This is a genomic window from Paenibacillus sp. FSL L8-0435, from assembly GCF_037965655.1.
Taxonomy (GTDB): domain Bacteria; phylum Bacillota; class Bacilli; order Paenibacillales; family Paenibacillaceae; genus Paenibacillus.
Window position 1 is genome coordinate 6,959,512 of record NZ_CP150185.1, and the last position, 13,424, is coordinate 6,972,935.

10 protein-coding genes and 1 pseudogene are annotated in these 13,424 nt (G+C 47.8%); 1 reads left to right on the top strand and 10 read right to left on the bottom strand.

The window, feature by feature from the left end; translation table 11 throughout:
- Positions 1 to 295: 295 nt before the first annotated feature.
- The 7 genes from NST33_RS30710 to NST33_RS30740 form a co-directional block, all read right to left on the bottom strand.
- Positions 296 to 1,264 carry a dipeptide/oligopeptide/nickel ABC transporter ATP-binding protein gene (locus NST33_RS30710; protein ID WP_313771428.1) on the bottom strand — a complete coding sequence of 323 codons (969 nt, stop codon included), beginning with the start codon at positions 1,262 to 1,264 and terminating at the stop codon, positions 296 to 298.
- A complete protein-coding gene (locus tag NST33_RS30715) occupies positions 1,261 to 2,061 on the bottom strand; it encodes an ABC transporter ATP-binding protein (protein ID WP_221820141.1) in 801 nt (266 codons plus the stop codon). Before NST33_RS30715 ends, NST33_RS30710 begins: the two co-directional genes overlap by 4 nt.
- Complete coding sequence (gene nikC / locus NST33_RS30720) at positions 2,058 to 2,912, bottom strand: nickel transporter permease (RefSeq protein WP_339306261.1); 855 nt, start codon at positions 2,910 to 2,912, stop codon at positions 2,058 to 2,060. Before nikC ends, NST33_RS30715 begins: the two co-directional genes overlap by 4 nt.
- Positions 2,909 to 3,856, bottom strand: a complete 948-nt coding sequence (gene nikB, locus NST33_RS30725; RefSeq protein ID WP_339306263.1) for a nickel ABC transporter permease — start codon at positions 3,854 to 3,856, stop codon at positions 2,909 to 2,911. Before nikB ends, nikC begins: the two co-directional genes overlap by 4 nt.
- The gene (gene nikA, locus NST33_RS30730) at positions 3,856 to 5,406 is read right to left on the bottom strand and encodes a nickel ABC transporter substrate-binding protein (RefSeq protein WP_221820144.1); all 1,551 of its coding nucleotides are present in this window, start codon (positions 5,404 to 5,406) and stop codon (positions 3,856 to 3,858) included. Before nikA ends, nikB begins: the two co-directional genes overlap by 1 nt.
- Before the next feature lie 498 nt (positions 5,407 to 5,904).
- On the bottom strand, positions 5,905 to 7,062 hold the full coding sequence (locus tag NST33_RS30735; RefSeq protein WP_221820146.1) for a WXG100 family type VII secretion target: 1,158 nt from the start codon (positions 7,060 to 7,062) through the stop codon (positions 5,905 to 5,907).
- A gap of 185 nt (positions 7,063 to 7,247) precedes the next feature.
- The gene (locus NST33_RS30740) at positions 7,248 to 8,051 is read right to left on the bottom strand and encodes a DNA-binding protein (protein ID WP_221820148.1); all 804 of its coding nucleotides are present in this window, start codon (positions 8,049 to 8,051) and stop codon (positions 7,248 to 7,250) included.
- Between the two features lie 164 nt (positions 8,052 to 8,215).
- Between NST33_RS30740 and NST33_RS30745 the strand changes: the two genes are divergently transcribed.
- A complete protein-coding gene (locus tag NST33_RS30745; RefSeq protein ID WP_221820149.1) occupies positions 8,216 to 8,563 on the top strand; it encodes a helix-turn-helix transcriptional regulator in 348 nt (115 codons plus the stop codon).
- 77 nt (positions 8,564 to 8,640) lie between these two features.
- Here the strand turns inward: NST33_RS30745 and NST33_RS30750 are convergent, their stop codons facing one another.
- The 3 genes and pseudogenes from NST33_RS30750 to araA form a co-directional block, all read right to left on the bottom strand.
- A complete protein-coding gene (locus NST33_RS30750) occupies positions 8,641 to 10,335 on the bottom strand; it encodes a diguanylate cyclase (protein WP_221820152.1) in 1,695 nt (564 codons plus the stop codon).
- 536 nt (positions 10,336 to 10,871) lie between these two features.
- Positions 10,872 to 11,621: pseudogene (locus NST33_RS30755) on the bottom strand (AAC(3) family N-acetyltransferase); the annotation flags it as partial.
- A 165-nt stretch (positions 11,622 to 11,786) separates the two neighbouring features.
- The gene (gene araA / locus NST33_RS30760) at positions 11,787 to 13,205 is read right to left on the bottom strand and encodes an L-arabinose isomerase (RefSeq protein ID WP_221820162.1); all 1,419 of its coding nucleotides are present in this window, start codon (positions 13,203 to 13,205) and stop codon (positions 11,787 to 11,789) included.
- Positions 13,206 to 13,424 lie beyond the last annotated feature (219 nt).

Sequence of the window (13,424 nt, forward strand, 5' to 3'; positions counted from 1 at the left end):
GGATCGCACCTTCTCTGAATGATTATAACCTTGATCTAGTGTATCAATAATATAGAGCAATTTAAATATGCAATTTCAAGATATTTGCTATTCCATCAGTATACGCTAGTTTACATCGGAACGTTAGCCCGGTTATAGGCCTGAAAGATATATTTGTTCAAAACAAAGAAAGGAACCCGGATTTAGGGGGACTTGGGTGATCAAATGGATGCACTAAAAGCCGCTCTCGAATCTCTTCGTAAGGCGGCTTCATATATAAATCAACGATTACCACGCCCGGCGTCTCCGGGAGTACTCAGAAAATTGAAATCAGTTCCTTTGTATACGGATGGCGTTCTTCAGCGAACAACGCATCTGCACCAAAACGGTCAACGATCTGACCTTCCCGCATAACGATGATCCGCTGGCTCATGCGATGTACCGCAGCCAGATCATGGGAGATGAACACGTATGACAGACCAAGCGATGTCCGTAAATCGGTGAGCAATTGCAAAACTGCTCCTTGCGAGATCACGTCCAGGCTGGCCGTCGGTTCATCCAGAACAACAACGTCCGGTTCAATGCCAATAGCACGTGCGATCGTGACCCGCTGACGCTGTCCACCACTGAGCTCATGCGGGTATCGTCCAGCCAAATCGCTCGGAAGCTCGACCGCTTCAAGCAGCTTTTGGACGTAAGCATCCTTCGACGTATAGGTAAAGTGGGACAGCTCGGCGTTCCGTCCAAGTTGTTCGTATGGATCAATCAGCGAATCAGCAATCTTGAGCTTCGGGTTTAGTGCAGCCATTGGATTCTGGAAAACAATCTGAATCTTCCGGCGATGTGGCCGCAACCGTCGGCCGCTCAGCCGTGCAATATCCTGTCCACCCAGTGTAATCGAGCCTGCATCTGCATCTTCGATCCTCAACAGACAGCGTGCGAGTGTACTCTTGCCGCAGCCGCTCTCCCCAACCAGGCCAAGGCATTCACCGTGGTTCAGAGTGAAGGAAATATCATTCACAGCCGGTCGGTCTGCACCTGCATACGTTCGGCTGAGATGTCCCACGTGAAGCACAGGGCCGCCGGAAATGCTGAGCGATGAAACGTTGCCTGTACCCGTGGTATCTATATCAGCATCTGTGTCTGCATGATCTGTATCTGTAATATCTATGACTGTACTGTCTGTGTCTGTATGGTTTAAGTCTCTAGCAAAATCATGGCTTCGCACACCGGAATCTTCGGACTGCACGAGTCCACGGCGTTTTTCATTTTCGTTCATCTTCATTCCGTTCCTGCCTCCTTCAAGCCTGACTTCAGCGAACGACTCAGGACGGGAGCCGCATCAATCAGCTGGCACGTATATTCATGCTGGGGATGGTCAAGAATGCGATGTTTTCCGCCAGATTCGACAATCTGCCCTTCCTTCATCACAGCCAAACGGCTGGCATAGCGGCGTACATGGCGCCAATCATGTGTGATAAACAGAATGGCACATCCCGTCTCCGCTTGTTTGCGTGCCAGCAACTCCAATACGCGATGCCCAGACACACTGTCCAGTGCCGTTGTTGCTTCATCTGCAATCAGCAGACGAGGAGACAGCATCAGTGACGTAGCAATTGAAGCCCGCTGAAGCTGTCCACCGCTCAACTGGAACGGATAGCGGCGCAGCAATTCAGCGCTAAGGCCAACCGATTCCAGCGCTTCCTCAGCCCTTTTCTTACGGAGGGCAGAAGACTTTTCCCCATGTACCTTCTGGTATTCATCAAAGTGCCCACCAATACTGCGAAATGGCGTAAACGCTCCCTGATAGTCTTGAAAAATATATGAGATGCGGCTTCCCCGCAGGGCACGCATCTCCTTTGGCTTCCGTTCGAGCAGGTTGCTGCCTTCGAACATCACTCTTCCTGACGCATGCAGGTTGGGCGGCAGCAGACGACCAATCGCTTGCGAGAGCAAGCTTTTGCCGCTACCGCTCTGTCCAACCAATGCCATGAACTCACCTTCGCGAACAGCCAGAGAGACTTGGTCTACAATAGTACGATCCCGACTGGAGATGCTTAGTTCTTCAATGGAGAGAATCATGGCTGCACCTCCTTCTTCACGTCAAACCGGTCTCGCAGATAGTCACCCAGCATGTTGGCTAGCAAGACTACCGAGACAATGGCAAGACCCGGATAGATCATCAACTCCGGCCGAGACTGGAAGTAAGGCCGCGAGTCGTTCAGCATCGCACCCCATTCAGGTGTTGGTGGCTGTGCGCCAAGGCCGATGTAGGACAAGGAAGAGATGAGCAGGATAATTTTGCCCAGATCAAGACTGGCCAGCACGAGCACATGGCCTGCGATATGTGGAAGCAGATGTTTTCTCATGATTCGACCGTCCGAAAGTCCGTTGGTGCGGGCGATGCGAATATAATCCTTTTGTGACTCCGATAAAACTGTACTCCGAACGAGCCGCGCATAGCTGACCCACTTTACAATCACAATCGCCAATACCAGATTGCCGATTCCCGCGCCGAGCAGACCACTGAGCACAATCGCCACGATGGTATCAGGGAAAGCAAGAAAGGCATCAGCGATCCGCATGAACAGCTTATCGACCCAGCCACGTTTGTATCCTGCGATCAGTCCAAACGGAATACCGATCAGCAGTGCAGCACCGAGTGCCAGCAGACTATAACCCAGTGTTTGGCCGCCGCCAAGCAGCAGACGTGTCAGTACATCGCGGCCCAAATGATCGGTGCCGAACGGATGGAGAGCACTTGCGCCCTGCAATCGTCCGCGCAGATCAGTTAAGGTATGATCATGTTTTAGAACGAAAAAGGCATATACGGAGGCCGCGATGACCAGAAGTGCAAATAGCAAACCAACGATCGCCTGCCAGCTATGTTTTTTAGATTTTGTCGTTGGAATGGGCAGGGGTATGGTTTTCATCGGTGGGCCTCCTTTTCCTTCAGTTTCATTTCAGGATTCAAATAACGGTACGACAGATCAACCGCCGTATTCACGAGAAATACCACGATAGCCATGATCAGAATGTAACCCTGAATCAGTGGATAATCACGCTGGCGGATGGCGTCAACGACAAGCTTGCCGATGCCCGGATAAGCGAACAACACTTCAATCACAACAACTCCGCCAATCAGGCTGCCGAGACTGACGCCGAATACCGTAATGACAGGCGGCAGACTGTGCCGAAACGCGTGAAGCATGAAGATCCGGCCTTCGGATAACCCTCTTGCCCGGGCGGATCGAACGAACTCCTGACTTAGTGAATCCAGCAAGCTGGAACGCAAAAGACGCACATAAACGCTGGAGATGGCAAGTCCCAGCGTCAGAGATGGCAGAATAAGCGATGTGAATCCATCCCGGCCCATGGTTGGCAGATTACCGAAGCGTACGCCGAACATGTCGATCAGGATCAGACCCAGCCAGAAACTTGGCACCGCCGCACCCACAATGGAGAGCATCCGGCTGCCACGGTCAATCCAACTGCCACGATGGAGCGCTGATAGCGAGCCAAGAGGAATTGCTATGACGAGCATGACCAGCAGTGCGCCAATCGTCAGTTCAGCTGTGGCTGGCAGCGCACGCATCAAGGTCTGCATGACAGGCTGGCCTGTCGAATACGATACACCGAAGTCGAGCCGAACGAAATCGAGCAACCAGTTGCCAAACTGGACAGGTAGGGAATCGTTGAAGCCCATCTCCTCGCGTACAGCTTCGACCTGCTCCTGACTGACGGACAGTTCGTCTACGTTCATTATCGTCAGCACGGGATCACCCGGAGCCAGACGAATGAAGAGGAAGCTCACAAACATAATGAACAACAGAAAGATAAATACCTCAAGGAACTTCCGAAGCAAAATGCGAAACATTACATCACATCCAGCTTATTGGTAATCATGTAATATTCACTGCGGGTGGTAACCCAGTTCTTGATCTTCTTGCCGTTGTAGGCAACGATCGTACCAGGATGCAGCACGAATGAATTCAGCACGTTGTCATGCACGTAGTTGGCTGCCTTCTCGGCAAGCTCTGCACGCTTCTCCGGTGCAACTGTGAGATTCAATTCGTCGATGATCTTGGTCAGTTCTGGATCTTCCGATCCACTGAAGTTAAGAGCACCTTTCGGATGGTACGTCGCATTCAGATAATATCCAGCATCCCCACGAGGAGCTGTCAAATTACTGTAGGTCGCAATATCCCAGTCACGGTTGGATGCCATATAATCTTCCGGTGTGTCGATCTGGCGGATCTGCACGTCGATACCGATCTTCTTCGCATCAGACTGGAACACTTGAGCAATCAGTGGCAGATCGGCACGAGCTGAATACGTCAGCAGCGTCAATTGCAGCGGCTTGCCATCTTTCGTCATCACGCCATTTTGCAGCTCGTATCCAGCTTCCTTAAGATAGTTCACTGCGGCGTCAGGCCCGGATTGCTTAGCAGTCTCTGCATAAGTTGGCGCAAACGGCAGCGATGGCAGGAACGGTCCGATAGCAGCTTCACCGTAGCCGAGCAGGATCGTGTCGACGATACCCTGACGGTCAATCAGCGCGTCCAGTGCACGACGAACATTGAGGTCCTTCATACTCTCCCGCTGCATGTTCATCGTTAGCTGATGCACGCGGAATGTCGATGTCGACTCTACCGTCATGCCGTCCATCGCTTTCAGCGATTCAAGACTCTCTACCTCTGGACGGTATACAATATCTACCTGCCCAGATTTGAGCGCTAGTGTGCGGGCATTGGCATCTTCATTGAATGAGAACGTGATGGAATCTAGAGGCGATGCTCCGTCCCAGTATTCATCATAGCGATCCAGTTGCAGCTTGCTGCCCGGGGTAAAAGAGGTCAGTTTAAACGGGCCCGTACCAATGGGCTTGTTCACAACGTCCGGCTCACTCACGTCGATAATCGCCGTGTTCGGATTCACCAGCTCTGAAGCGAACTCCGGGAACGGCTGAGTTGTAGTGATCTCCAGCTTGTCGCCCTCGGCTTCAATCGTATCAATCTTCAGTGCGTTCTGAATCGCTACATTCTCTTCCAGCGCCCGCTCAAGGGATGCCTTAACGGATTCACCCGTCATCGGCTTGCCGTTCTGGAAGGTCACATCATCTCGCAGGTCAATCGTCCAATGCTGCCCGTCTTCGCTCTCCCAGCTCTCGGCGAGCCATGGAGCAACCGTCAGGTTATCTTCATCGAGACGAACCAGCGTTTCCGTAATGCCCGCGCGCAGCGGCACATAGCTGGAATCCACATGTGGATCTAGCGAACTGGTGGAGAAGTTATATAGGAAGTGAACATTTTTATTATCGGTGGATGGTTGCGCAGCGGGACTGGACTCAGATGATCCGCAGGCGCTCAACAGTCCAGCGCTCAAGGCCAAGGAGACCAGCGCTAGCAGTGGCGTCTTTTTATTCAAGGTAATGCCCCTCTCTCTTAATCGTAATCATTATGATCTAAACAATGAGTATTATCATATCGTAATGATTACGTTTTGACAAGAGTTATATTGGTGTTAGAACGAGAAAAAATCCGACTCTCGAATGAGAGCGGATTCTTCATGTTTTTTGTTACATATGAGGGCTTATCTTGTTAACGATTTGCTTTCTAGCTCAATATTGTTAGAAAGGCTCTACTGCAGTATACTTCGGCACTCTTCTTTTATATTCATCTACCTCTTCAAATGAAATCATACTTAAGCGTTCAGGTACTTTCGTTCGAGAAATGTGGACTCCTTGAAGACAAGAATTACACCATATGTCTAAAAAACCTACTCTTGAACGTGTGTCTCCCACATACTGATAATTAACTTTAGTCTCTTGGCAGTTAGGACATTTAATAGTAGATATATTTTGATAGTTCTCAATGATCTCTGTATTTACCTTGATCCAATCTTTAAATTTAGAGTTCGTCATAGTTATCTTTCCCTTCGTTGATAATACTCCCACCAAGAGCTCTCTGAACCATAGGCTCCTTTCTCATACTCAAGCAATGTTTCCGGATCTTGAGGCTTACCAAAGACCTTAGTCTGATATATGTGAATTCTCTCATGCCCTAGGGTCTTAACTAGATTCTCTTTACTACTAAATGCATCCGGATAGAGAACTATCCTGTTACCTTTCGGATCAGCCCATCCATATAAATCCTTCCCTACTAGCTCAGCATCCCGGACTATTTCTATCTTTACCCCTTTGAGTCCTATTCCTGCATCTCCTGCTACCTTATCAACATGTCTTAATTGCATAGGCTCAGATAAGTCCTTGAAGGCTCCCGTATTGGAAGTTCTACGATATAAGTCATTGCCATTGTTATTGCTTATACCTGCCTTTTGTTCAGCTTTGTTTATATTATTCTGAATCTTAGATGCCAAACCAGATGACGACGTTTTAAATGGTCCTGAACGTCCCGGCATATTCCCACGAACCATCTGAATCGCCATGAATATCTGACTAAACTTCAGAGAGGTCACCATCATCTGAGCATACTTATCGGATACAGCCTCTCCTGTCGTAGGATGAATGCCCATCTCAAATGCCTTGATCTGTAACGCAAAAATATCTTCTCCAGGCGGTTCAACGTTCACAGCTTGCATGCGATTAAAGTCCAGATTTCCCTGATCCCTCTGATAAGCCTGAAGAGCAGCCTGATCCGCAACACCATTCTCGTTGACAGGCATCCACACCCACTTACCAAACATATTGACTTGCGCCATCCGATAGCCCTTGTCACCCGAACCTGAATCACCTGATGATTTGGTCATCATAGCTGCAGCACCGACTGCTCCAAACGCACCACCCAGACTTCCCTTCTGAGCATCTGCATCTTGGAAACGCGTGGCGATATCCTTCAATTCCTTCGATGTGTTCACCATACTCTCCAGCGCTTTATCCAGTATAGGTCGTGACTGCTCGAACTCATAGTAAAATCGCTCCTGCGTCGCGCCCATCCACATCATCTGAACGAACATGATCTGTCTCGTCAGTTCACTTCGTATACTCTCCAACTGTTGTCTGGCTTGATCCACCTGATTCGATACGTGATGTAGTTGTTCAGGGGTAACTTTGATTGTACTCATACGTTTCTCCGCTCATTCGAAATAGGATTATCCTATGTTAGCAGAAGTGTAATATGTAAACTATCCGGCTAACATCCTGATTTCACCATGCTAAAAACACAATCTGTGCTACTTATCGGTGCTATGGTCCTATATGCATATACCCACTTCAAGGCATATCCTACCAGTTTCAGTAAATACCTCTCCTACTTCATTTCCTCCAGCATCACCCGATACCGCCCAATCTGCTCCGCTGTCGCCTCTTCCCGCAATGATTCCAACAATGCCGTGCACTTTATAAAATACCGATCCATCCCAAGCTTATCCGCTAACCTGATCGCCTGTAAAATGAACTCCACGGCCTCCTGTGGTCTTCCCATCCACTGTTCATACAATGCTCGCTGATAACAGAAATGGTACATATCATCGTTGTTTGAAGAATTCATTTCTGTGCCATCGCCCAGCATCTGATCCTCAAACACATGTAAAACCCGATCAATCTGCCACCTATGCCGCACTGCTGCTTCCGTAATCACTTTCAGACCCATCAACCATTCCTCCCGATGCTCAAGCAAAAAGTTCACAAACTCCTCCAGCAGTTCCACCTGCCCAGCTTCAATCTCAAGAGCATACCGATTCACCTGTGCCTTATGCTTGAACTCCTGAACCACCTGCATACCTACCTCATCCAGATCCTCCATCCACCCCAGTTCTGCATATTGATCGATACATGCCCTCGCCTGATCTACCTGTCCCATCTTCTGGTGAGCCCTACCCCGCATTAAGTGACTGAACCCGTAATAGTAAACCAAGGGACGCTCGATGTGTATATGTAGTGCATGCATTCCCTTTGACTGATACTCCTGCCGCTCTTCATGGATCGACTGAACACATTGATATAACATGTTCGCCCTCTCCATCACCTTGTTCCAATTTTCAAAAGCCACAGCCATCTCCAACATTTCAACAATGATGTCAGGTTTGAGTGATTTTAGGATAGATTTCCGCAAAGATAATCCTCCTTAATTATCGATTTTCTTATAATTGTATAGATAAACCAAAAGAAGATCAATATAAATTGTACTCATAAGTACTGTTTAATAATTATTTCCTTTGCGTATATTAGTCTGTAAGGATTGTATAACCTCTTCTAACCTTAAGTGGAGGTGATCAAATGAGTTTACCAGAGGACGTAGGAAATCGAATACGTGAGTTAAGGAAGGCAAAAGGCTGGACTCAGGAACAACTGGCGGAAGCAGCAGGTCTTCATTACAGCTATATTGGTGGAGTTGAACGGGGAGATCGTAACATTTCTTTGGAGACTCTTGAGAAAATAATCAATGGATTGCAGGTCACTGCTGAAGAAATCTTTAAATTCAAAGAAGACTCTGAGTACAAAAGAGCCTTGGACGAACATATAACTTTAATAAGCAGCAAAAGTACAGATGAAATCCTATCATTGACTAAAATCAGCAAAGAAGTTTTAATTGCTATCGAAAAATCACATAAAAATTCCGAATAAATATATCTGTATCAACATCATTACTTTAATACCAAAAAAGAGTGGAGTACGTCTCCACTCTTCTCTTATTTCTCTTTTCAAATAACTTCCCGCTCAAACTCCGCAAACTCCACTCTGTTCCGCCCATTCTGCTTCGCCTGATACAAGGCCTTATCCACCGCAGCGAACAGTTGCGTCAAATACCCCTCCGGATTGTCCGGTACATGCACAACTTCAAAATCCTCAAAGGCCAGAATTCCAATACTAATCGTAATCGACACCTGCAAACTCTCGTGATCCACCATAATGAAGTTGGACTCCACAGCTGTTCTCACGCGCTCTGCGATTTGGTTCGCCAAGTCATGCTCGGTATGCGGAAGGTAGATCATGAACTCTTCCCCGCCATAACGCGTCAGGATATCGGTACTGCGAATCGATTGTTTGACGGCCTCCGCCGTGCGAACGAGCACCTCATCCCCGATGACATGTCCGTAGCGATCATTGATGGCTTTGAAGTAGTCGATATCGAGCAACAGGAGTGAAAATGGTGTTTTGTATTGAATATTGGTAATGACCTCGTGATTCAGATGTTGGGTCAGATAACGACGGTTGTAACAGTTGGTTAAACTGTCCGTCAGCGCCAGTTCCTCCAGTTTGCGATTGGCCTCGGATAACTCCTGACGGATCAGGTCTAGCGCCTGATTTCGCTCCTGAAGCGTTACGTTCTGGCGATTCATCTCTTTCACGTAGAAACGCTCCTGCGAGACATCCTGGAACGTAAGGATATGACCGATCGGCACAAGAGCCGAATCCACAATCGGAGAAGATTGCAGGATATAGTGCCGGATATTGTTGTCCCGCTCCACGATCACTTCAATGTGAGAGAGGGTATTTTCTTTTTTCTTATAATGATTCACGAACTCTCGACAGCTGCCCACAACATGAACAGACTCCAGAAAGGCTTCCATATCAAAAGAATCCCCCACATGCAGATCCATAAAGGATCGTGAGGCTTTGTTCGCTTCAACAATGACTTCATTCTCATCCAGTACCAGGATGCCATATGGAATGGTATTGATAACATCCTCATGAGCGATGGAGACCAGATCGAACACATTGTATCTTTTGATCACATAGACGAAGAAGAGGTCCGACAGAAAGATCCCCAGCGAAGTCATGCCAGGAATGATCGGCAACCAGCGGGCTAGAACGACATTCAGAATCGCATCAATTGTTGCAAAAATAGCCAACACCAAGATGCCCCACAGGGTGATTCTCACCTGTTTTTTGATCATGGCAGACGTATGCGAAGAATACACCGCCCGGAATAGAACCACGAGAGAAGTCAAGAAATAGCTCACCAGAATAGTCATCACAACCCAGAACCAAAGACCGTAATCCCGCTCGATGTACCCGCCCTCCAGTGGAATGACGAACTCGTTCCATGGATTAACGACCACACATATAGCCCCGATCACCGCAGGGACAAATAGCAAGAAGGTTCCTTTTGCACTCAAACGCTCTGAATAACCGGTAATAAAGATCGTCAGTAGAAGCCACCCACTCCCAAGCAGAGAGACCGCGACGAAAGATAAGGTAATGTAGAATAACTGCAGACCGGAATCATCCGTGAGCGTACTCGCAAATTGACAGAAAGGCCAGAGCATCATCAACCCGTGAAATAAAAAGTATACCTTATGTAAGTTCGTAATTCTAACCGTAGCAAACACATATACACCTACACCAAACAATAGGACAAATAAAAAGAGATCATACCATACTAATGGGTTCACGAATCTTCTCCTTCTTAGATGCTACAATGACAACGTGGTTGTTCATGATTCTAAGTGATACGTATATAAAACTTCAATAAACACCTATACAATTCTGCTACGCCAAACTTATTGGTTAATTTAACCATATCTTATCACACCACTATGAGGGTGAGTAGCCCATACACTGGAAGTCCGACCAACCTCTGATCGAAATGTTGATCTATTTTGCGCTTTTGTGAAGGAATCTGATTGTTCCACAAAAAAAACCGCCCATGTCCAACTGAGCGGCCAGCCAGCAACCTGTTTTATTCAAAAAATCCAAACTATTCGCGGAGTTAACCTCTCCGGCAGTAATACTTCACCTGCTGATCAAGCTGCATCTACTCTTCTAGTATTTTGGTTATAACTTGCTCATGATTAAGTAACCGTTCGCCTTCAGCGACCTGTTTCTCTGCGACCAACAGCTCCGATTGCAGCTTATAACGCGCCTCGTTTCTGAGATATGCTTCATGACTCATCCCAACTAGATCTACTTCATAATTAGGTGAATGGAATGGTTCGTTGTCCGAGAACAAGTCTGGGTTATGCTTGAGCATCTCCGTAATTACCTCTGCTGTCTTAGCCGCATCACACACTCTTACGACCGCATCGCCGAGCTTTCCTGTACGCATCGCACCTTCGCGAACCAGTACCTCATCTACTTTCCAGAAATGCTCCGACCATGGCAACCCACAATGTCTGCGGGATGGTACTGAAATCTGACTTCCATCTGGTAAAACCGTATATAGCATCTCATGCTCGTCCGTCATTCTGCCAGGGATGTCCACCCACTCTTCGACCCCATGAATGAATGTATTCCGCTTCAAATCAACGCCTACCAGAAGAATGGTCGCCTTACGGTCAAGCAGTTTCCCCCATGCTGAACCTCTCGCACATGGTGTGTCGAAGAGATGATCATCCTTCGTAAATGCCTCTGCATCCCTTCCAAGTGCTGCTACCGAGTGCGTTGGGTGCCACGAACGAACCACGCCCGGACGTTTACGAAACAGTTCAGGAAGAATACCGACACAACAGGTAGAATTTTCCACGTGGAACATTGGGTTATCGGCATTAATGGTAGACCACGTATGAGTGGGAAGCACCAACAATCCGTCTTTCATATAGTCGCTACAGGCATCCAGCACCGTATCTGCTCCACCTTCAACCTCGCCTATACTTTTCATGGAAGAGTGAATGAGCAACGTGCCTTGCCTATCCACACCAAGCTGTTCTAGATGCTGCATCAAGCTTTCTTTTGTGTACATATCCTTTCCTTACCTCCTACATTTCTTATCTCTTCTCGATGAAAAAGTAAACCCATGCTCAGTTTCACATCATGCTTCTCAGCATAACAAACAAAGGGCCGAGGGTTAACCCCCGGCCACAGAGAAAGATTTGTATAAGTTCAGGCAGTAGCTGCCACTCAACTTTTACTTAATAATAACGTACTCCAGATTCACCAGCTTCGCATACGTCACGATCTGATCTGTCGTCAGGTTCAAGGATACAACCGTATGGTGACCGCCACCATTTTCGATCCATGCTTTTACCCCGTCCTGGAAGTTCGGCTTCACGCTCCACAATACACGCGCTACAGGCAGGTTAGGCGCTGGAACGGTTGGCTCAAATGCAGATACTTCGTTGATCAGCAGTTTGTAATGTGTACCGAAGTCTGCCATGGATACCACGACACCTTCGCCTGCTTTACCATCGAATACGAGACGAGCCGGATCTTCACGATCGCCAATGCCCAGTGGAGACACGATGATTCTCGGTTTCGTGCTGGCGAGTGTAGGATCTACTTCAAGCATGTGAGATTGCAGGATCGCTTCCTGTCCAGCGGCCATCTCGTATGTGTAATCTTCCATGAAGCCTGTGTTCTCGTTATGGGCCATGATTTTCAGCAAGCGATCCAGCGCAGCTGTTTTCCAGTCACCCTCACCGGCAAATCCGTACCCTTGAGCCATTAGGCGTTGTACAGCCAGACCCGGAAGTTGTTTCATGCCATGCAGATCTTCGAAGTTTGTAGTGAAGGCACTGTAACCACCTTCGTCCAGAAAACGTTTAATGGCAATCTCATAGCTCGCTTGCACACGTACACTGGCTTCCCAAGCTTCCTTGCTGTTCGTGCCATAATCGAATTCGTAGAGGTCTCCGTACTGAGCGATCAGATTATCGATTTCCTGCTCTGTTACAGCGTTCACGTATTGCACGAGGTCGCCAATGCCGAAGTAATCAACGGTCCATCCGAATTGGATCTGTGCTTCCACTTTATCACCTTCGGTTACGCCCACGTTACGCATGTTATCACCGAAGCGCGCTACTTTGATGTTAAAGCTTTCATTATAAGCTACCGCTACGTCCATCCAGTCAGCAACCTGCTGTTGCACTTCTGGGCGCTCCCAGTAGCCAACAACGATTTTATTTTGTTTTCTCAGACGGGCATTAATGAAGCCGTATTCGCGGTCACCATGTGCCGCTTGGTTCAAGTTCATGAAGTCCATATCGATGGTTGCCCACGGAATGCTTTCGTTGAATTGGGTTGCCAAGTGCAGCAAAGGTTTTTGCAGCAATTTCGTACCACGAATCCACATTTTCGCCGGGGAGAACGTATGCATCCATGTGATCACACCTGCTACTTCGTCGCGGTAGTTGACTTCCTTCATCGTGCTCGTGATTTTATCTGCGCTTACCGCCAGATCCTGCAATACGAGCGGGTACGGTAGTACGCCGCTTGCATTAAGGGCATCCGTGATTTTCTGTGCGTTAGCTTTTACTTCACCCAGTGCTTCTTCTCCGTACAAGTGCTGTGAACCGACCACAAACCAGAACTCTTTTGCTGCTGACATATAATCATCCTCATTTCATTATTTTATAGTTGAACATTTGGGTTTACACTAGAACACTGCGATTGCAGTACCATCTTCCGATCGCTGGTTATCCCCGGATTTTTTGATTCTCTTTTTGCAAAGGGAAAATCCTGTGATAAACGCGAGCGCTTCGCTTCTTCAGATTGGTTCTGCACTCTCCGTTATCGTGTAAAAAGTATAGTTGAACAAGTCATTCCC